The organism is Mesorhizobium sp. B3-1-8 (assembly GCF_006439495.1).
Classification (GTDB): Bacteria; Pseudomonadota; Alphaproteobacteria; order Rhizobiales; family Rhizobiaceae; genus Mesorhizobium.
In genome coordinates, this window is record NZ_VFTK01000054.1 from 1 (window position 1) to 16,661 (window position 16,661).

Below are 16,661 nucleotides of genomic sequence, written 5' to 3' on the forward strand. Positions count from 1 at the left end.
GCCATGGAAGAGAAGCTGCGCTTCGCCATCCGTGAAGGCGGCCGCACCGTCGGTGCCGGCATCGTCGTCACCATCAAAGAGTAATTTGGACTGAAACCGATCTGTCGCGGGCGCGGGAGCTGCCCGCGCCGCGCCAGAACAAGGAATTGACGCATGAACGGACAGAATATCCGCATCCGCCTTAAGGCGTTTGACCACCGGGTGCTCGACGCCTCGACGCGCGAAATCGTGTCGACCGCCAAGCGCACCGGCGCCAACGTCCGCGGCCCCATTCCGCTGCCGACGCGGATCGAGAAATTCACGGTCAACCGGTCGCCCCACGTCGACAAGAAGAGCCGTGAGCAGTTCGAGATGCGCACGCACAAGCGGCTGCTCGACATCGTCGATCCGACCCCGCAGACGGTCGATGCTTTGATGAAGCTCGATCTGGCGGCCGGTGTCGACGTCGAGATCAAGCTCTAAGGGAATGAGAGCGCGGTAAGGGGCGGTGCCCCTGGCCCGGAACTCTAAAGGAACAAGAGGCGTGGAGGGGCGATAGCCCCGACAGGGAACTCTAAAGGAATTGAACCGATGCGTTCAGGTGTGATTGCAAAGAAGGTGGGAATGACCCGCATCTACAACGATGCCGGGGAGCACGTTCCCGTCACCGTTCTCCAGATGGAGAACTGCCAGGTCGTGGCCCAGCGCACGCAGGAGAAGAACGGCTACACCGCCGTCCAGCTCGGCGTTGGCCTTGCCAAGGTGAAGAACACGTCGAAGGCGATGCGCGGCCATTTCGCCGCCGCTTCCGTCGAGCCGAAGGCGAAGGTCGCCGAGTTCCGCGTCTCCGCCGACAACATGATCGACGTCGGCGCCGAGCTGACCGTCGAGCACTTTGTCGCCGGCCAGAAGGTCGACGTCACGGGCACTTCGACCGGCAAGGGCTTCCAGGGCGTGATCAAGCGTCACCACATGGGTGGCGGCCGCGCCACGCACGGTAACTCGGTCTCGCACCGCACGCACGGTTCGACTGGTCAGCGCCAGGACCCCGGCAAGGTGTTCAAGGGCAAGAAGATGGCCGGCCACATGGGCGACACCCGCGTCACCACGCAGAATGTCGAGGTCGTCTCGACCGACGCCGATCGCGGCCTGATCCTGATCCGCGGCGCGGTTCCCGGCGTCAAGGGCGCCTGGATCCTGGTTCGCGACGCCGCCAAGGTTGCGCTGCCGGCCAATGCGCCGAAGCCCGCCGCGATCCGTGCCGCTGCTGCCGCCAAGAACGAAGCCCCGGCCACTGAGGGAGCCGAATAATGGATCTCAAGATCACAACGCTGGGCGGCAAGGACGCCGGCAAGGTGAAACTCTCCGAGGAGATTTTCGGCCTTGATCCGCGCGAGGACATCCTGCAGCGCGTCGTGCGCTGGCAACTCGCCAAGAAGCAGCAGGGCACGCACAAGGCCAAGGGCCGCGCCGAAATCGCGCGCACCGGCGCCAAGATGTACAAGCAGAAGGGTACGGGCCGCGCCCGTCACCACTCGGCTCGCGCTCCGCAGTTCCGCGGCGGCGGCAAGGCGCACGGCCCGGTCGTTCGCAGCCACGAGCACGAGCTGCCGAAGAAGGTCCGTGCGCTTGGCCTCAAGCACGCTCTCTCAGCCAAGGCCAAGAGCGCTTCGCTGATCATCGTCGACGAGCTGAAGCTCACCGAAGCCAAGACCAAGGCGCTGGTGGCGAACCTCGAGACGCTGGGGCTGACCAACGCCCTGGTTATCGGCGGCGCCGAGCTTGACCAGAACTTCAAGCTGGCCGCGACCAACATTCCCAACATCGACGTGCTGCCCATCCAGGGCATCAACGTCTACGACATTCTGCGCCGCGGCACGCTGGTCCTTTCGAAGGCCGCCGTCGAGGCTCTCGAGGAGCGCTTTAAATGACCGACCTCCGTCACTACGACGTGATCGTCTCGCCGGCGATCACCGAAAAGTCGACCATGGCTTCCGAGCAGAACCAGGTCGTCTTCAACGTCGCCAAGAAGGCGTCGAAGCCGGAAATCAAGGCTGCCGTGGAAGCTCTCTTCGGCGTCAAGGTGACGGCTGTGAACACGCTCGTCCGCAAGGGCAAGATCAAGCGCTTCCGCGGCACTGTTGGCCGCCAGGGCGACGTCAAGAAGGCGGTTGTGACGCTGGCCGACGGCCAGTCGATCGACGTCGCGACGGGTCTCTGAGCAAGGCCGCGAGGACAGGACAATGGCACTCAAGAAATTCAACCCGGTAACGCCGAGCACCCGCCAGCTGGTCATCGTCGACCGCTCGGGCCTCTACAAGGGCAAGCCCGTCAAGGGGCTGACCGAAGGCCTGACCAAGTCGGGCGGCCGCAACAATTACGGCCGCATCACGGCCCGCTTCATCGGCGGCGGTCACAAGCGTTCGTACCGCATCATCGACTTCAAGCGTAAGAAGTACGACGTCGTCGGCACGGTCGAGCGTATCGAATACGATCCGAACCGCACCGCCTTCATCGCGCTGATCAAGTATGACGACGGCGAGCTGTCCTACATCCTGGCCCCGCAGCGTCTTGCTGCCGGCGACAAGATCGTGGCCGGCGAAGCGGTCGACGTGAAGCCGGGCAACGCGATGCCTCTGGCCGCGATGCCGGTCGGCACGATCGTCCACAACATCGAGCTGAAGCCGGGCAAGGGCGGCCAAGTCGCCCGTTCAGCTGGCGGTTACGCCCAGCTCGTCGGCCGCGACCAGGGCATGGCGATCCTGCGCCTCAACTCGGGCGAGCAGCGTGTCGTGCACGGCTCCTGCATGGCCACTGTGGGTGCCGTGTCGAACCCCGACCACGGCAACATCAATGACGGCAAGGCCGGTCGCACCGTGTGGCGCGGCAAGCGCCCGCACAATCGCGGCGTGACCATGAACCCGGTTGACCATCCGCATGGCGGCGGCGAAGGCCGCACCTCCGGTGGTCGCCATCCGGTTTCCCCGTGGGGCAAGCCGACCAAGGGCAAGAAGACGCGGTCCAACAAGGCGACCGACAAGTTCATCCTGCGCTCGCGTCATCAGCGCAAGAGCTAAGAAGAGGTAACGCCAAGTGACTCGTTCGATTTGGAAAGGCCCCTTCATCGACGGCTACCTTCTCAAGAAGGTGGACAAGGTTCGTGAAGGTGGTCGCAATGAGGTGATCAAGATGTGGAGCCGTCGCTCCACCATCCTGCCGCAGTTCGTCGGCCTCACCTTCGGTGTCTACAACGGCCAGAAGCACGTTCCCGTCTCGGTGAACGAGGACATGGTCGGCCACAAGTTCGGTGAATTCGCTCCGACCCGGACCTATTACGGTCACGGCGCGGATAAAAAGGCGAAGAGGAAATAATCATGGGCAAGGCCAAAGCTCCGCGCAGGCTTGCTGATAACGAGGCGCGTGCCGTTCTGCGCACGATCCGCATCAGCCCGCAGAAGCTCAACTTGGTTGCCGCGCTGATCCGCGGCAAGAAGGTCGCGACAGCGCTTTCCGATCTTGAATTCTCGGCCAAGCGGATTTCCGGCACGGTCAAGAAGACGCTGGAATCGGCGATCGCCAACGCGGAAAACAATCACGACCTCGACGTTGACGCTCTGATCGTGGCGGAAGCCTATGTCGGCAAGTCGATCGTCATGAAGCGTTTCCACGCCCGTGGCCGCGGTCGCGCCAGCCGTATCGAAAAGCCGTTCTCGCACCTCACGATCGTCGTTCGTGAAGTCGAGGAAAAAGGGGAGGCCGCATAATGGGCCAGAAAGTCAATCCGATCGGGCTGCGTCTCGGCATCAACCGTACCTGGGATTCGCGCTGGTTCGCGAACACCGGCGAATACGGCCAGCTGCTGCACGAGGACCTCAAGATCCGCAAGTATCTCGAGAAGGAACTCAAGCAGGCCGCGATCTCGAAGGTCGTGATCGAGCGTCCGCACAAGAAGTGCCGCGTCACCATCCACGCCGCGCGTCCGGGCCTCATCATCGGCAAGAAGGGCGCCGACATCGAGAAGCTTCGCAAGAAGCTGACCGAGATGACGAAGTCCGAAACGCACCTCAACATCGTCGAAGTGCGCAAGCCGGAAATCGACGCCACGCTGGTCGCCCAGTCGATCGCCCAGCAGCTCGAGCGCCGCATCGCGTTCCGCCGCGCTATGAAGCGTGCCGTTCAGTCGGCCATGCGTCTCGGCGCCGAAGGCATCCGCATCAACTGCTCCGGCCGTCTCGGCGGCGCCGAAATCGCGCGCATGGAGTGGTACCGCGAAGGCCGCGTGCCGCTGCATACGCTGCGCGCCGATGTCGACTACGGCACCGCCGAGGCGAACACGGCCTACGGTATCTGCGGCGTCAAGGTGTGGGTGTTCAAGGGCGAGATCCTCGAGCATGACCCGATGGCCTCCGAGCGCCGTGCAACCGAAGGTGATGCCGCGCATGGCGGCGGTGCTGGCGGTGAGCGTGAACGCGGCCGCCGTCGCGAGAACGCCTGAGACATTTGAGAATTTGGAGTTAGAACGATGCTGCAGCCAAAGCGCACAAAGTTCCGCAAGCAGTTCAAGGGCCGTATCCACGGTACCGCCAAGGGCGGCACCAATCTGGATTTCGGCGGTTTCGGGCTGAAGGCGCTTGAGCCGAACCGCGTCACCGCGCGCGAGATCGAGGCGGCCCGCCGCGCGATCACCCGCGAGATGAAGCGCGCCGGCCGCGTCTGGATCCGGGTGTTCCCGGACCTGCCGGTCACCTCGAAGCCGACCGAAGTCCGCATGGGTAAGGGCAAGGGCGCAGTCGACTACTGGGCGGCGCGCGTCAAGCCCGGCCGTATCATGTTCGAGATCGACGGCGTTAGCGAGGAGACGGCTCGTGAAGCGCTGCGTCTCGGCGCCGCCAAGCTCTCGGTCAAGACGCGCTTCGTGCAGCGCATCGCAGAATAAGGACAGGCGATCATGAAAGCCGAAGACATCCGGACCAAGACCCAGGATCAGCTGACCGACGACCTGGCGGCCCTCAAGAAGGAGCAGTTCAACCTGCGCTTCCAGAAGGCCACCGGCCAGCTCGAGAAGACCGCGCGCGTGAAGCAGGTCCGCAAGGACATCGCGCGCATCAAGACCATCGCCGCGGAAAAATCCGCGGCCAAGAAGGCTTAAGGACGAGAACCATGCCAAAGCGCATCCTGCAGGGCACCGTCGTCAGCGACAAGAACGAGAAGACGGTCGTGGTCAAGGTCGAGCGTCGCTTCACCCATCCGGTGATGAAGAAGACCGTGCGCATGACCAAGAAGTACAAGGCGCACGACGAGAACAACGCCCACAAGGTCGGCGACCAGGTGTTCATCCAGGAATCGAAGCCGATTTCCAAGGACAAGCGCTGGGTTGTCGTCTCTTCGGATCAGGCTTGATCCGGGCGAACGAACCGAATTTTGGACAGACCGGGGAGGGGTGAAGAACCCGTCCCGTTAGAAAAGAAGAAGGCGGCCAGTCATGATTCAGATGCAAACAAACCTCGACGTCGCGGACAATTCCGGCGCCCGTCGTGTCATGTGCATCAAGGTGCTGGGCGGCTCGAAGCGGAAATATGCCTCCGTCGGCGACATCATCGTGGTGTCGATCAAGGAAGCCATTCCGCGCGGCCGCGTTAAGAAGGGCGATGTGATGAAGGCGGTCGTGGTTCGCACGGCCAAGGACATCCGCCGCCCGGACGGCAGCGTGATCCGTTTCGACAAGAACGCGGCCGTTCTCGTCGACAATAAGAAAGAGCCGATCGGCACCCGTATCTTCGGACCGGTTCCGCGCGAATTGCGCGCCAAGAACCACATGAAGATCATCTCGCTCGCGCCTGAAGTGCTGTAAGGAGCCGGACCAATGCAAAAGATCAAAAAAGGCGACAAGGTCGTTGTGCTTGCCGGCAAGGACAAGGGCCGTTCGGGCGAAGTCCTGTCGGTGCAGCCGAAGGAAGACACCGCGGTCGTCCGCGGCGTGAACCTCATTCGCCGTCACCAGAAGCAGACCCAGTCCCAAGAGGCCGGGATCATCACCAAGGAAGCGCCGATCCACCTGTCGAATATCGCGCTGGCCGACCCCAAGGACGGCAAGCCGACCCGCGTCGGCTTCACCATCCAGAAGGATGGCAAGAAGGTGCGCGTCGCCAAGCGTTCGGGAGAAGTCATCAATGGCTAAGGCTGAAACCAAGCAGGCAACTGCCAAGAACGAGCCGCGCCTCAAGAAGGTCTACAACGAGACCATCCGCAAGGCGATGCAGGAGCAGTTCGGCTACGACAACGACATGCAGGTTCCGCGCATCGACAAGATCGTGCTGAACATGGGTGTCGGCGAAGCAACCGCAGACTCCAAGAAGCCCTCGGTCGCGGCCGAGGATCTCGCGCTGATCGCCGGCCAGAAGGCCGTCGTCACCCGCGCCCGCAACTCGATTGCCGGCTTCAAGGTGCGCGAGAACATGCCGATCGGCGCCAAGGTCACGCTGCGCAAGGAACGCATGTACGAGTTCCTGGACCGCCTCGTGAACATCGCGCTGCCACGCGTTCGCGACTTCCGCGGACTGAACCCGAAGAGCTTTGACGGCCGTGGCAACTATGCCATGGGCATCAAGGAGCACATCGTGTTCCCGGAGATCAACTACGACAAGGTTGATCAGGTCTGGGGCATGGACGTCATCGTTTGTACGACGGCGAAGACGGACGACGAGGCAAGAGCACTGCTCAAGGCCTTCAACTTCCCCTTCCGCCAGTAACGGCAGCGAAAAAGGAAACATCTGAAATGGCAAAGACCAGCTCAGTCGAGAAGAACAACCGGCGCCGCAAGCTCGCCGACCAGTATGCCGCCAAGCGCACGGCGCTCAAGGCCATCATCATGGATCAGTCCAAGCCGATGGAAGAGCGTTTTCGCGCCCAGTTGAAGCTTTCGGCGCTGCCGCGCAACTCGGCCAAGATCCGCATCCGCAACCGCTGCGAAGTGACGGGCCGTCCGCGCGCCTATTATCGCAAGCTGAAGCTTTCGCGTATCGCGCTTCGCGATCTGGGCAATACCGGCCAGATCCCGGGCCTGGTCAAGTCGAGCTGGTAAGGAGACACTGAGATGTCATTGAGCGATCCTCTCGGCGATATGCTGACCCGCATCCGCAACGCCTATGGCCGCAAGAAGTCGAGCGTTTCGACCCCGGCCTCGCGTCTGCGCGCCCGCGTCCTCGAAGTGCTGAAGTCGGAAGGCTATATCCGCGACTACAGCCAGACCGATTTCGAAAACGGCAAGTCCGAAATCGAGATCGAGCTGAAGTATTTCGACGGCGCTCCGGTCGTGCGCGAAATCGAGCGCGTCTCGAAGCCCGGCCGCCGCGTCTATGTCTCGGCCAAGTCGATCCCGCAGGTCGCCAACGGCCTCGGCATCGCCATCCTTTCGACGCCGAAGGGCGTCATGGCCGACCATGAAGCGCGCGAGCAGAATGTCGGCGGCGAGATCCTCTGCCAGATCTTCTGATCCGGCGCGAGATTGATGAATGGGCTTCGGTTCTCGGGATCGCGCCCGGGAACTGGACCTGAAACGAAAGAAGTGACGAGGACAACAAAATGTCTCGTATCGGAAAGAAACCCGTTTTGCTGCCGCAGGGCGTGACCGCGTCCGTCAACGGCCAGACCGTGACGGCGAAGGGCCCCAAGGGCGAGCTGAAGTTCGTGGTGAACGACGAAGTGCTGGTGAAGATGGAGAACAACGAGATCTCCGTCGAGCCGCGCGACCAGACCAAGAACGCCCGCTCCAAGTGGGGCATGTCGCGCACGCAGATCGTCAACATCTTGCAGGGCGTGAGGGACGGCTTCGAGAAGAAGCTCGAGATCACCGGCGTCGGCTATCGCGCGGCGTTGCAGGGCAAGAACCTGCAGCTGGCGCTCGGCTTCAGCCACGACGTGGTTTATCAGACGCCGCAGGGTATCACCATTACGGTGCCTAAGCCGACCGAAATCACCGTCTCGGGCATCGATAAGCAGCAGGTTGGCCAGGTCGCCGCCGAGATCCGCGAATATCGCGGCCCCGAGCCCTACAAGGGCAAGGGCGTGCGCTATGCCAACGAGCGCATCGTGCGCAAGGAAGGCAAGAAGAAGTAATAGGCCTGGCCCCGAAAAGTTGCAGACTTTTCGCAAAGGGCCAAGCCGCAGAAGTGTAACGCCGCGGGGAGCGGCCGCGGGAGGCTTGGCCTACCGCACAGGGTTGCCCCCGTTTTCTGAAGGCAAGGAACTGACATTATGGCAAGTCCCAAAGAAACCATCCAACGCCGCGCGCAGCGCGTGCGCCGCCAGCTGAAGAAGGTCGCCGGCGAACGTCCGCGGCTTTCGGTGCACCGCACCTCGAAGAACATTTACGTCCAGGTCATCGACGACGCCAACGGCCACACGCTGGCCGCCGCCTCGACGCTGGAGAAGGACCTCAAGGGTTCGCTCAAGACCGGCGCCGACACCTCTGCCGCCGCCGCGGTCGGCAAGCTGATCGCCGAGCGCGCCACCAAGGCAGGCGTCAAGGAAGTCGTCTTCGACCGCGGCCCGTATATCTATCATGGCCGCGTCAAGGCGCTGGCCGAGGCTGCCCGCGAAGGCGGTCTCAGCTTCTAATGCATGATCCCGAACCGGGAGGTCCGCGCAGCAAAAAGTTGCAGACTTTTCGGGTAAGATCATGCAAAGGAAAAATTCGCCGCTGACGACCCGAAGCGGCGTCGGCAAACAGCAACCCGTGCTTCCGGAAAAGAACAAGGATTAGGATATGGCACAGGAACGTAGAGAAGGCGGCCGCGGCCGCGAGCGCGAAGAGCGTGACGACGGCATGGTGGACAAGCTCGTCCACATCAACCGCGTCGCCAAGGTGGTGAAGGGCGGCCGTCGTTTCGGCTTTGCCGCTCTCGTCGTCGTCGGCGACCAGAAGGGCCGCGTCGGCTTCGGCCACGGCAAGGCGCGCGAAGTGCCGGAAGCGATCCGCAAGGCGACCGAGTCGGCCAAGCGCGACATGATCTTCGTGCCGCTGCGTTCGGGCCGCACGCTGCATCACGACGTCGAGGGCCGTTGGGGCGCTGGGCGCGTTCTGCTGCGCGCCGCCAAGCAGGGTACCGGCATCATCGCCGGCGGCCCGATGCGCGCCGTCTTCGAGACGCTCGGCATGCATGACGTGGTCGCCAAGTCGATGGGTTCGTCGAACCCCTACAACATGGTTCGCGCCACCTTCGACGCGCTGAAGAGCCAGATGCATCCGAAGGATGTGGCTGCCGCGCGCGGCATCAAGTATTCGACCCTTCAGGCCCGCCGCGGCACCGCCGTTGCGGCTGAAGAATAGTCGACGCTGACCAGGGATTTCGACCATGGCCAAGAAAGCTACCAAGACCATCACCGTCGAGCAGATCGGCTCGCCGATCCGCCGGCCGAAGGAGCAGCGCGCGACGCTGGTCGGCCTCGGCCTGAACAAGATGCACAAGCGGCGCACGCTGGAAGATACCCCTTCGGTGCGCGGCATGATCGCCGCCGTCCAGCACCTCGTCCGCGTCGTGGACGAGGCCTGAACGGAAGCGCAGGAGAAGAAACATGAAACTCAACGATCTGCGTGACAAGGACGGCGCCACGCACTCCAGGAAGCGCCTCGGTCGCGGCATCGGCTCCGGCTCGGGCAAGACCGCCGGTCGCGGCGTCAAGGGCCAGAAGGCCCGCTCGGGCGTTGCCATCAACGGCTTCGAGGGCGGCCAGATGCCGCTCTACCGGCGCCTGCCGAAGCGTGGCTTCAACAACATCTTCGCCAAGAGCTTCACCGTTGTGTCGCTGGCTCGTATCCAGGCCGCGATCGATGCCAAGAAGCTCGACGCCAAGGCGACCGTGACGGCCGAGGCCCTGGTTGCCGCCGGCGTCATCCGCCGCGCCAAGGACGGCGTGCGCGTGCTGTCCGACGGCGAACTCAAGGCCAAGCTCTCCTTCGACGTCGCCGGCGCCTCCAAGGCCGCGATCGAGAAGATCGAGAAGGCCGGCGGTTCGGTGAAGCTGCCGGAAGCGGCCGCCGCCGATTAACGGCGATTTGAAGCGCGGCCGACCGGGATGATTTCGCATTTTCCGTCGAACCGCGCTTTGACCGGATGAATTGGGCGGCCGCGTCAACGCGGCCGCTTGCATGTTTACGGTCCGGAGCTTATCTCGTGAGCTTCGGTGACACGCGCCGCCTGAGCTGCGGGCATCGAGCGTGACATGGAAATCAAAAGAAGTAGAGCATGATATCGTCCGAAAACCGCTCCACACTTTTCGGCATCATGGTCTAGCGGAGAATCAGGCATGGCCTCGGCTGCTGAACAACTAGCCTCCAATCTGAATTTCGCGGCCTTCGCCAAGGCCGAGGACCTCAAGAAGCGCATCTGGTTCACCATCGGCGCGCTGCTCGTCTACCGCCTCGGCACCTATATCCCGCTTCCCGGCATCAATCCCGACGCTTTCGCCCAAGCCTTCTCCTCGCAGAGCAAGGGCGTGCTCGGCATGTTCAACATGTTCGCCGGCGGCGCCGTGCAGCGCATGGCGATCTTCGCGCTGGGCATCATGCCCTATATCTCCGCCTCCATCATCATGCAGCTGATGACCTCGGTCATCCCTTCGCTGGAAACGCTGAAGAAGGAAGGCGAGCAGGGTCGCAAGATCATCAACCAGTACACGCGCTACGGCACCGTGCTCCTGGCGCTGATCCAGGCCTACGGCATTTCGATCGGCCTCGAGGGCGGCAACGGCATCGTCAACGATCCCGGCATGTTCTTCCGCATCTCGACCGTCGTCACGCTGGTCGGCGGCACCATGTTCCTGATGTGGCTCGGCGAGCAGATCACCGCGCGCGGCATCGGTAACGGCATTTCGCTGATCATCTTCTCCGGCATCGTCGCCGGCCTGCCCCGCGCGATCTCCGGCACGCTGGAACTCGGCCGCACCGGCGCGCTGTCGACGGGCCTCATCCTCGCGATCATCGTGCTGGCCATCATCGTCATCGCGCTCATCGTTTTCTTCGAGCGCGCACAGCGCCGTCTGCTCATCCAGTATCCGAAGCGCCAGGTCGGCAACCGCATGTTCCAGGGCGATACCTCGCATCTGCCGCTGAAGCTCAACACCTCTGGCGTCATCCCGCCGATCTTCGCGTCCTCGCTGCTGCTTCTGCCGGCGACGGTCGCGGGCTTCTCGCAGACGACGAACCTTCCGGCCTGGGCCAGCACGATCCTCGCTTCGCTCGGCCACGGCCAGCCGCTCTACATGGTCTTCTATGCGGGCATGATCGTCTTCTTCGCCTTCTTCTACACGGCGATCGTCTTCAACCCGAAGGACACGGCCGACCAGCTCAAGAAGCACTCCGGCTTCATCCCGGGCTATCGTCCGGGCGAGCGCACCGCCGACTATATCGACTATGTTCTGACCCGCATAACCGTCATCGGCGCCATTTATCTGGTGCTGGTCTGTCTGCTGCCGGAGTTCCTGATTTCGGCGACTGGCGTACCTTTCTACCTCGGTGGCACATCGCTTCTGATCGTGGTCAGTGTCACGCTCGACACGGTGGCGCAGATTCAGGGTCACCTGATCGCGCACCAGTATGAGGGCCTGATCAAGAAGTCGAAGTTGCGCGGGGGGAAGAGGAGCAGATGAGGCTGATATTGCTTGGGCCGCCAGGAGCGGGCAAGGGGACGCAAGCACAAAGACTGGTAGAAAAACACGGCATCCCTCAGCTCTCGACTGGTGACATGCTGCGTGCCGCCGTCCAGGCCGGAACCGAGGTCGGCAAGCGTGCCAAGGCGGTGATGGATGCCGGTGAGCTGGTCTCGGATGCGATCGTCAACGCCATCGTCGCCGAACGCATCGATCAGCCGGATTGCGCCAAGGGTTTCATCCTCGATGGTTATCCGCGCACGCTGGTCCAGGCCGACGCGGTGGAGGCGATGCTCGCCGAGCGCGGCATAGCGCTCGACACCGTCATCGAGCTCGTCGTCGATGACAAGGCGCTGGTTGGGCGAATCGTCAAACGCGCCGAAGATGCCAAGGCCGCCGGCCAGCCGGTGCGCAAGGACGACAACCCGGCGGTGTTCGAGGAACGCCTGCGCGAATACTACAAGAAGACGGCGCCGCTGATCGGCTACTACTACGCCAAAGGCAAGCTCAAGACCGTCGACGGCATGGCCAGTATCGATGCCGTGACCGCCGAGATCGGCAAGGTCCTCGCGGCTGCGGCGAAGTAGGCCGGGCCGACAATTAAAGATTGCGCTTGACTGAAGTGGGCCGTTGGGGTATGGCGGCCCGTCTTCCTATCAGGCATGGACTTTGCTTGCCCTTGCGGGCAAGGCGGTCGCTTTGAACCAGGAAACTCCCGCAAGGGCCGGCCTCCACCGGACGCGGGGCAACTTCGACAGCGCCGGGCATGCCCGGCCCACATGGAGAAAGAGAAGAAAATGGCTCGTATAGCCGGCGTCAACATTCCGACTAACAAGCGCGTCGTCATCGCGCTTCAGTACATTCACGGCATCGGCAAGAAGTTTGCCCAGGAGATCGTCGACAAGGTCGGCATCCCGGCGGACCGCCGCGTCAACCAACTGACCGACGCGGAAGTGTTGCAGATCCGCGAGGCGATCGACCGTGATTACCAGGTCGAAGGCGACCTGCGCCGTGAAGTCTCGATGAACATCAAGCGGCTCATGGACCTCGGCTGCTACCGCGGCCTGCGTCACCGCCGCTCGCTGCCGGTCCGCGGCCAGCGCACGCATACCAATGCGCGCACCCGCAAGGGTCCGGCCAAGGCGATCGCCGGCAAGAAGAAGTAATTTAGGGGAGTAAGGGAGTAGGGCAGTAAGGCAATAGGGATTGTGTTTTCCCTACTCCCTTACTGCCTTACTCCCCTACTGCCTTCCCAAGGTGGAGCCGCTGGCATTACGGCGGTGTAGAGATCAACTGAAAGGACTACCATGGCCAAGGAAGCCGCTCGTGTTCGCCGTCGCGAACGCAAGAACATTTCGTCGGGCGTTGCCCACGTCAATTCGACCTTCAACAACACCATGATCACCATCACCGACGCGCAGGGCAATTCGATTGCCTGGTCGTCGGCCGGCGCGCAAGGTTTCAAGGGTTCGCGCAAGTCGACCCCGTTCGCCGCCCAGATGGCTGCCGAGGACGTCGCCAAGAAGGCCCAGGAACACGGCATGCGCATGCTCGAGGTCGAGGTCTGCGGACCCGGCTCCGGCCGTGAATCGGCGCTCCGCGCGCTGCAGGCGGCGGGCTTCACCATCACCTCGATCCGTGACGTGACGCCGATCCCGCACAATGGCTGCCGTCCGCGCAAGAAGCGCCGCGTCTGATTTTTAAGCGCCGCGCGAACGCCACGGCGTTCCTCCGCGGTTTTCCGTGTCGCCCGCCACGATTGGATGGTGGCGGGGCAAAGGAAGGAAGACATTTATGATCCAGAAAAACTGGCAGGAACTGATCAAGCCGAACAAGATCGAGTTCTCGTCGAAGAAGAAGACGCTGACCACGCTGGTGGCCGAGCCGCTCGAGCGCGGCTTTGGCTTGACGCTGGGCAACGCGCTGCGGCGCGTGCTTCTGTCTTCGCTGCGCGGCGCGGCCGTCACCGCCGTGCAGATCGACGGCGTGCTGCATGAATTCTCGTCCATCGCCGGCGTGCGCGAGGACGTGACCGACATCGTGCTCAACATCAAGGAAATCGCCATCCGCATGGAAGGCGATGGTCCCAAGCGCATGGTCGTTCGCAAGCAGGGCCCGGGCGCCGTGCTCGCCGGCGACATCCAGACCGTGGGCGACGTCGAGATCCTCAACCCCGACCACGTCATCTGCACGCTGGACGAGGGCGCCGAGATCCGCATGGAGTTCACCGTCGACACCGGCAAGGGCTATGTGCCGGCAGAGCGCAACCGCGCCGAGGACGCGCCGATCGGCCTGATCCCGGTCGACAGCCTCTACTCGCCGGTCAAGAAGGTCTCCTACAAAGTCGAGAACACCCGCGAGGGCCAGGTGCTCGACTACGACAAGCTGACCATGACCATCGAGACCAACGGCTCGATCTCGGGCGAGGACGCGGTGGCTTTCGCCGCCCGCATTCTGCAGGACCAGCTTGCGCTGTTCGTCAACTTCGACGAGCCGCAGAAGGAAGTCGCCGCCGAAGCCGTCACCGAGCTCGCCTTCAACCCGGCGCTGCTCAAGAAGGTCGACGAGCTCGAGCTTTCGGTGCGTTCGGCCAACTGCCTGAAGAACGACAACATCGTCTATATCGGCGACCTGATCCAGAAGACCGAAGCCGAGATGCTGCGCACCCCGAACTTCGGCCGCAAGTCGCTGAACGAGATCAAGGAAGTGCTGGCGGCCATGGGCCTCCATCTCGGCATGGAAGTGCCGGACTGGCCGCCGGAAAACATCGAAGACCTCGCCAAGCGTTACGAAGACCAATATTGAGCATGAATTCCAAGGATCGGCGGCGAGAGCCGCTCGATCCGACGGTCATGCGGAAAACCATCAGAGGCCGTGGCCTCTTGAACAACTGAAGAAGGAAAAGAGCCATGCGCCACGGTTTCAAAGGCCGTCGCTTCGCCCGCAGCGTAAGCCACCGCAAGTCAATGTTCGCCAACCTCGCCGTGTCTCTGATCGAGCACGAGCAGATCCTCACCACCCTGCCGAAGGCGAAGGACCTGCGTCCGATCGTCGAGAAGCTCGTCACGCTCGGCAAGCGCGGCGACCTGCACGCCCGTCGTCAGGTCATCGCCCAGATCGGCAATGAAGGCGTCGTCAAGCGCCTGTTCGAAACCCACGCCCCGCGCTACGCCACCCGCAACGGCGGCTATCTGCGTATCATGAAGGCGGGCTTCCGCAAGGGCGACAACGCCGCGATGGCGGTCATCGAATTCGTCGACCGCGACACCTCGGCCAAGGGCGCCGCCGACCGCGCCCGCCTCGAGGCCGAGGGCGCCAACGAGGAAGCCGCGGTCGCCTGAGGTCAAGCGTTTTCGTCAATGACTTCAAGGGGCCTGCGGGCCCCTTTTTGCATTTGCCGGAGGGGCGGCAGGCGTGCAGATTTTTCGCCCTTACGCGAACGCTTTTGCGCGACAAGTGTCGCATTTGTGTGCATTAGCCTTTCATTCTGCACAATCGTCGGGACAATGGCGCCCTATCCGGAGGGATTCGAGAATGCACCTCAAACGACTGTTTCTTGTTGCCGCGCTGGCGGTCTTCGCCGCGGCACCGGCCGCAAGACAGGCTTTTGCCGAGGATGCCGCCAAGCCGGCCGATCCGGGCCTCTCCGATGTGCTGACCGATCTCCTTCATGGCGTCGAGGGCGAGAACGGCACGTCCGGCCCCGACAAGCGCGTGCCGTTCGGCCGCGAGGAGGTGCAGCTCTCCTTCGCGCCGCTGGTCAAGCAGACGGCCCCGGCCGTGGTGAATGTCTATGCCTCGCAGACCGCAAAGGTGACGTCGCCTTTCGAGGGCGATCCCTTCTTCGAGGAGTTCTTCGGCCGTGCCCAGCCGCGCGCGCAGTCCTCGCTGGGCTCCGGCGTGCTGGTCGATCCGAGCGGCGTCATCGTCACCAACTTCCACGTCATCAAGGATGCCGACGAGGTGAAGGTCGCGACCGCCGACGGGCGCGAGTTCACCTCCAAGGTCATGCTCAAGGACGAGACGCTCGATCTCGCCGTGCTCAAGATCTCGGCCGACAAGCCGTTCCCGGTGATCGCCATCGGCGATTCCGACGCGCTCGAGGTCGGCGACCTGGTGCTCGCCATCGGCAACCCGTTCGGCGTCGGCCAGACCACCACCAGCGGCATCGTCTCGGCGCTTGCCCGCAGCCATATCGGCGTCTCGGATTCGGGCTATTTCATCCAGACCGATGCCGCCATCAATCCCGGCAATTCGGGCGGCGCGCTGATCAACATGGGCGGCCAGCTGGTCGGCATCAACACCGCGATCTACAGCCGCAGCGGCGGCTCGATCGGCATCGGCTTCGCCATTCCCTCGAACATGGTGCGCGCCTTTGCCGACGCCGCCAAGGCCGGGCTCGACTTCTTCGAGCGCCCCTATATCGGCGCCGAGTTCGAAATGGTGACGCCGCAGATCGCCGAATCTCTCGGCATGGAGAAGCCGACCGGCGCCCTGGTGTCGTCCGTGGACGCGACCGGGCCCGCGGGCAAGGCCGGCCTGAAGCCTGGCGACGTCATCCTGTCGCTCAACAACACGCCGGTTGAAAGCATCGAGGCGCTCGACTACCGCATGGCGACGCTGTCGATCGGCACCAAGGCGACGTTTGCCGTGCTGAGCAAAGGGCAGCAGGCGACGTTGGAGATTCCGCTGGAGCGCGCGCCGGAAGGCGCCAAGCCCAGCGAAGTCACCTTGCGCGGCCGCAGTCCCTTTTCCGGCGCCAAGGTCACGGAGCTGTCGCCCCGGCTTGCCCAGCGCCTTGGCCTTCGCACGGATATCAAGGGCGTCACCGTCATCGATATCAGCCGCGATTCGCCGGCCGCCGATTTCGGCTTCCAGCCCGGCGATATCGTGCGCGAGGTCAACGGCACCACCATCGACACTGCGGCGACGCTGGCGCAGGTTGCTCAGCAGGACACGCGCTGGTGGCGCTTTACCGTCGAGCGCGGCGGGCAGATACTGCGCCAGGTGTTGCGCTATTGAGGCGGTCTTCCCAT

Annotated in this window: 28 protein-coding genes and 1 pseudogene; all 29 read left to right on the top strand. The window is 63.2% G+C overall.

From position 1 onward, the window contains the following. Positions 1 to 84 (top strand): annotated as a pseudogene (locus FJ424_RS31100) (elongation factor Tu); the annotation flags it as partial. 69 nt (positions 85 to 153) lie between these two features. Then, positions 154 to 462 (top strand): 30S ribosomal protein S10, encoded by a 309-nt coding sequence (rpsJ, locus tag FJ424_RS31105; protein WP_006205468.1) that lies wholly within the window; start codon positions 154 to 156, stop codon positions 460 to 462. A gap of 108 nt (positions 463 to 570) precedes the next feature. Further along, positions 571 to 1,290, top strand: coding sequence for a 50S ribosomal protein L3 (rplC, locus tag FJ424_RS31110; protein ID WP_127252190.1), 720 nt, complete (start codon positions 571 to 573; stop codon positions 1,288 to 1,290). Next, on the top strand, positions 1,290 to 1,910 hold the full coding sequence (gene rplD, locus FJ424_RS31115) for a 50S ribosomal protein L4 (protein WP_140646283.1): 621 nt from the start codon (positions 1,290 to 1,292) through the stop codon (positions 1,908 to 1,910). Before rplC ends, rplD begins: the two co-directional genes overlap by 1 nt. Further along, positions 1,907 to 2,200 (top strand): 50S ribosomal protein L23, encoded by a 294-nt coding sequence (locus FJ424_RS31120; protein WP_040983033.1) that lies wholly within the window; start codon positions 1,907 to 1,909, stop codon positions 2,198 to 2,200. Before rplD ends, FJ424_RS31120 begins: the two co-directional genes overlap by 4 nt. Before the next feature lie 22 nt (positions 2,201 to 2,222). Next, positions 2,223 to 3,056 carry a 50S ribosomal protein L2 gene (rplB, locus tag FJ424_RS31125; protein WP_140646282.1) on the top strand — a complete coding sequence of 278 codons (834 nt, stop codon included), beginning with the start codon at positions 2,223 to 2,225 and terminating at the stop codon, positions 3,054 to 3,056. A gap of 16 nt (positions 3,057 to 3,072) precedes the next feature. Next, positions 3,073 to 3,351 carry a 30S ribosomal protein S19 gene (gene rpsS / locus FJ424_RS31130; RefSeq protein WP_015317982.1) on the top strand — a complete coding sequence of 93 codons (279 nt, stop codon included), beginning with the start codon at positions 3,073 to 3,075 and terminating at the stop codon, positions 3,349 to 3,351. Positions 3,352 to 3,353: 2 nt separating this feature from the next. Further along, the gene (gene rplV / locus FJ424_RS31135) at positions 3,354 to 3,743 is read left to right on the top strand and encodes a 50S ribosomal protein L22 (protein ID WP_006205462.1); all 390 of its coding nucleotides are present in this window, start codon (positions 3,354 to 3,356) and stop codon (positions 3,741 to 3,743) included. Next, on the top strand, positions 3,743 to 4,474 hold the full coding sequence (gene rpsC / locus FJ424_RS31140; protein ID WP_140657155.1) for a 30S ribosomal protein S3: 732 nt from the start codon (positions 3,743 to 3,745) through the stop codon (positions 4,472 to 4,474). The genes rplV and rpsC overlap by 1 nt, the downstream gene beginning before the upstream one ends. 27 nt (positions 4,475 to 4,501) lie before the next feature. Continuing rightward, positions 4,502 to 4,915, top strand: a complete 414-nt coding sequence (rplP, locus tag FJ424_RS31145; protein ID WP_027170364.1) for a 50S ribosomal protein L16 — start codon at positions 4,502 to 4,504, stop codon at positions 4,913 to 4,915. 12 nt (positions 4,916 to 4,927) lie between these two features. Beyond that, a complete protein-coding gene (gene rpmC, locus FJ424_RS31150; protein ID WP_137934271.1) occupies positions 4,928 to 5,128 on the top strand; it encodes a 50S ribosomal protein L29 in 201 nt (66 codons plus the stop codon). A gap of 11 nt (positions 5,129 to 5,139) precedes the next feature. After that, positions 5,140 to 5,379: a 30S ribosomal protein S17 gene (gene rpsQ / locus FJ424_RS31155; RefSeq protein WP_023675136.1), complete on the top strand. Its 240-nt coding sequence runs from the start codon at positions 5,140 to 5,142 to the stop codon at positions 5,377 to 5,379. Positions 5,380 to 5,461: 82 nt separating this feature from the next. Continuing rightward, positions 5,462 to 5,830: a 50S ribosomal protein L14 gene (rplN, locus tag FJ424_RS31160; RefSeq protein WP_006205457.1), complete on the top strand. Its 369-nt coding sequence runs from the start codon at positions 5,462 to 5,464 to the stop codon at positions 5,828 to 5,830. A gap of 12 nt (positions 5,831 to 5,842) precedes the next feature. Next, a complete protein-coding gene (rplX, locus tag FJ424_RS31165) occupies positions 5,843 to 6,157 on the top strand; it encodes a 50S ribosomal protein L24 (protein ID WP_095765510.1) in 315 nt (104 codons plus the stop codon). Continuing rightward, positions 6,150 to 6,728, top strand: a complete 579-nt coding sequence (gene rplE, locus FJ424_RS31170) for a 50S ribosomal protein L5 (protein ID WP_095765509.1) — start codon at positions 6,150 to 6,152, stop codon at positions 6,726 to 6,728. Before rplX ends, rplE begins: the two co-directional genes overlap by 8 nt. 26 nt (positions 6,729 to 6,754) lie before the next feature. Then, positions 6,755 to 7,060 carry a 30S ribosomal protein S14 gene (rpsN, locus tag FJ424_RS31175; protein WP_042642199.1) on the top strand — a complete coding sequence of 102 codons (306 nt, stop codon included), beginning with the start codon at positions 6,755 to 6,757 and terminating at the stop codon, positions 7,058 to 7,060. 12 nt (positions 7,061 to 7,072) lie between these two features. Next, complete coding sequence (gene rpsH, locus FJ424_RS31180) at positions 7,073 to 7,471, top strand: 30S ribosomal protein S8 (protein WP_042642201.1); 399 nt, start codon at positions 7,073 to 7,075, stop codon at positions 7,469 to 7,471. A gap of 89 nt (positions 7,472 to 7,560) precedes the next feature. Next, positions 7,561 to 8,094, top strand: coding sequence for a 50S ribosomal protein L6 (gene rplF / locus FJ424_RS31185; RefSeq protein WP_140646281.1), 534 nt, complete (start codon positions 7,561 to 7,563; stop codon positions 8,092 to 8,094). 138 nt (positions 8,095 to 8,232) lie between these two features. Beyond that, a complete protein-coding gene (rplR, locus tag FJ424_RS31190; protein ID WP_140646280.1) occupies positions 8,233 to 8,595 on the top strand; it encodes a 50S ribosomal protein L18 in 363 nt (120 codons plus the stop codon). A gap of 148 nt (positions 8,596 to 8,743) precedes the next feature. After that, positions 8,744 to 9,307, top strand: a complete 564-nt coding sequence (gene rpsE, locus FJ424_RS31195) for a 30S ribosomal protein S5 (protein WP_032933400.1) — start codon at positions 8,744 to 8,746, stop codon at positions 9,305 to 9,307. Positions 9,308 to 9,332: 25 nt separating this feature from the next. Beyond that, the gene (gene rpmD, locus FJ424_RS31200) at positions 9,333 to 9,530 is read left to right on the top strand and encodes a 50S ribosomal protein L30 (RefSeq protein ID WP_027170355.1); all 198 of its coding nucleotides are present in this window, start codon (positions 9,333 to 9,335) and stop codon (positions 9,528 to 9,530) included. 22 nt (positions 9,531 to 9,552) lie between these two features. Next, positions 9,553 to 10,026 (top strand): 50S ribosomal protein L15, encoded by a 474-nt coding sequence (gene rplO, locus FJ424_RS31205; RefSeq protein ID WP_140657157.1) that lies wholly within the window; start codon positions 9,553 to 9,555, stop codon positions 10,024 to 10,026. 258 nt (positions 10,027 to 10,284) lie between these two features. After that, positions 10,285 to 11,625, top strand: coding sequence for a preprotein translocase subunit SecY (gene secY, locus FJ424_RS31210; RefSeq protein ID WP_140657159.1), 1,341 nt, complete (start codon positions 10,285 to 10,287; stop codon positions 11,623 to 11,625). Then, positions 11,622 to 12,212, top strand: a complete 591-nt coding sequence (locus FJ424_RS31215) for an adenylate kinase (RefSeq protein WP_140657161.1) — start codon at positions 11,622 to 11,624, stop codon at positions 12,210 to 12,212. Before secY ends, FJ424_RS31215 begins: the two co-directional genes overlap by 4 nt. Before the next feature lie 210 nt (positions 12,213 to 12,422). Further along, entirely contained in the window at positions 12,423 to 12,791 is a 369-nt protein-coding gene (gene rpsM / locus FJ424_RS31220; RefSeq protein ID WP_140646276.1) for a 30S ribosomal protein S13, read from the top strand. A 141-nt stretch (positions 12,792 to 12,932) separates the two neighbouring features. Next, entirely contained in the window at positions 12,933 to 13,322 is a 390-nt protein-coding gene (gene rpsK / locus FJ424_RS31225) for a 30S ribosomal protein S11 (RefSeq protein WP_006205444.1), read from the top strand. A 97-nt stretch (positions 13,323 to 13,419) separates the two neighbouring features. Next, positions 13,420 to 14,430 carry a DNA-directed RNA polymerase subunit alpha gene (locus FJ424_RS31230; RefSeq protein WP_040983001.1) on the top strand — a complete coding sequence of 337 codons (1,011 nt, stop codon included), beginning with the start codon at positions 13,420 to 13,422 and terminating at the stop codon, positions 14,428 to 14,430. Between the two features lie 104 nt (positions 14,431 to 14,534). Continuing rightward, positions 14,535 to 14,966, top strand: coding sequence for a 50S ribosomal protein L17 (gene rplQ / locus FJ424_RS31235; RefSeq protein WP_140657163.1), 432 nt, complete (start codon positions 14,535 to 14,537; stop codon positions 14,964 to 14,966). Between the two features lie 193 nt (positions 14,967 to 15,159). Beyond that, entirely contained in the window at positions 15,160 to 16,647 is a 1,488-nt protein-coding gene (locus FJ424_RS31240) for a DegQ family serine endoprotease (protein ID WP_140646274.1), read from the top strand. The last annotated feature ends 14 nt before the right edge of the window (positions 16,648 to 16,661 follow it).

Excerpts from the sequence above, each read along its gene's own strand:
- rpsJ (WP_006205468.1), top strand. The coding sequence starts at position 154 with ATGAACGGACAGAATATCCGCATCCGCCTTAAGGCGTTTGACCACCGG.
- rplC (WP_127252190.1), top strand. The coding sequence starts at position 571 with ATGCGTTCAGGTGTGATTGCAAAGAAGGTGGGAATGACCCGCATCTAC.
- rplD (WP_140646283.1), top strand. The coding sequence starts at position 1,290 with ATGGATCTCAAGATCACAACGCTGGGCGGCAAGGACGCCGGCAAGGTG.
- FJ424_RS31120 (WP_040983033.1), top strand. The coding sequence starts at position 1,907 with ATGACCGACCTCCGTCACTACGACGTGATCGTCTCGCCGGCGATCACC.
- rplB (WP_140646282.1), top strand. The coding sequence starts at position 2,223 with ATGGCACTCAAGAAATTCAACCCGGTAACGCCGAGCACCCGCCAGCTG.
- rplV (WP_006205462.1), top strand. The coding sequence starts at position 3,354 with ATGGGCAAGGCCAAAGCTCCGCGCAGGCTTGCTGATAACGAGGCGCGT.
- rpsC (WP_140657155.1), top strand. The coding sequence starts at position 3,743 with ATGGGCCAGAAAGTCAATCCGATCGGGCTGCGTCTCGGCATCAACCGT.
- rplP (WP_027170364.1), top strand. The coding sequence starts at position 4,502 with ATGCTGCAGCCAAAGCGCACAAAGTTCCGCAAGCAGTTCAAGGGCCGT.
- rpmC (WP_137934271.1), top strand. The coding sequence starts at position 4,928 with ATGAAAGCCGAAGACATCCGGACCAAGACCCAGGATCAGCTGACCGAC.
- rpsQ (WP_023675136.1), top strand. The coding sequence starts at position 5,140 with ATGCCAAAGCGCATCCTGCAGGGCACCGTCGTCAGCGACAAGAACGAG.
- rplN (WP_006205457.1), top strand. The coding sequence starts at position 5,462 with ATGATTCAGATGCAAACAAACCTCGACGTCGCGGACAATTCCGGCGCC.
- rplX (WP_095765510.1), top strand. The coding sequence starts at position 5,843 with ATGCAAAAGATCAAAAAAGGCGACAAGGTCGTTGTGCTTGCCGGCAAG.
- rplE (WP_095765509.1), top strand. The coding sequence starts at position 6,150 with ATGGCTAAGGCTGAAACCAAGCAGGCAACTGCCAAGAACGAGCCGCGC.
- rpsN (WP_042642199.1), top strand. The coding sequence starts at position 6,755 with ATGGCAAAGACCAGCTCAGTCGAGAAGAACAACCGGCGCCGCAAGCTC.
- rpsH (WP_042642201.1), top strand. The coding sequence starts at position 7,073 with ATGTCATTGAGCGATCCTCTCGGCGATATGCTGACCCGCATCCGCAAC.
- rplF (WP_140646281.1), top strand. The coding sequence starts at position 7,561 with ATGTCTCGTATCGGAAAGAAACCCGTTTTGCTGCCGCAGGGCGTGACC.
- rplR (WP_140646280.1), top strand. The coding sequence starts at position 8,233 with ATGGCAAGTCCCAAAGAAACCATCCAACGCCGCGCGCAGCGCGTGCGC.
- rpsE (WP_032933400.1), top strand. The coding sequence starts at position 8,744 with ATGGCACAGGAACGTAGAGAAGGCGGCCGCGGCCGCGAGCGCGAAGAG.
- rpmD (WP_027170355.1), top strand. The coding sequence starts at position 9,333 with ATGGCCAAGAAAGCTACCAAGACCATCACCGTCGAGCAGATCGGCTCG.
- rplO (WP_140657157.1), top strand. The coding sequence starts at position 9,553 with ATGAAACTCAACGATCTGCGTGACAAGGACGGCGCCACGCACTCCAGG.
- secY (WP_140657159.1), top strand. The coding sequence starts at position 10,285 with ATGGCCTCGGCTGCTGAACAACTAGCCTCCAATCTGAATTTCGCGGCC.
- FJ424_RS31215 (WP_140657161.1), top strand. The coding sequence starts at position 11,622 with ATGAGGCTGATATTGCTTGGGCCGCCAGGAGCGGGCAAGGGGACGCAA.
- rpsM (WP_140646276.1), top strand. The coding sequence starts at position 12,423 with ATGGCTCGTATAGCCGGCGTCAACATTCCGACTAACAAGCGCGTCGTC.
- rpsK (WP_006205444.1), top strand. The coding sequence starts at position 12,933 with ATGGCCAAGGAAGCCGCTCGTGTTCGCCGTCGCGAACGCAAGAACATT.
- FJ424_RS31230 (WP_040983001.1), top strand. The coding sequence starts at position 13,420 with ATGATCCAGAAAAACTGGCAGGAACTGATCAAGCCGAACAAGATCGAG.
- rplQ (WP_140657163.1), top strand. The coding sequence starts at position 14,535 with ATGCGCCACGGTTTCAAAGGCCGTCGCTTCGCCCGCAGCGTAAGCCAC.
- FJ424_RS31240 (WP_140646274.1), top strand. The coding sequence starts at position 15,160 with ATGCACCTCAAACGACTGTTTCTTGTTGCCGCGCTGGCGGTCTTCGCC.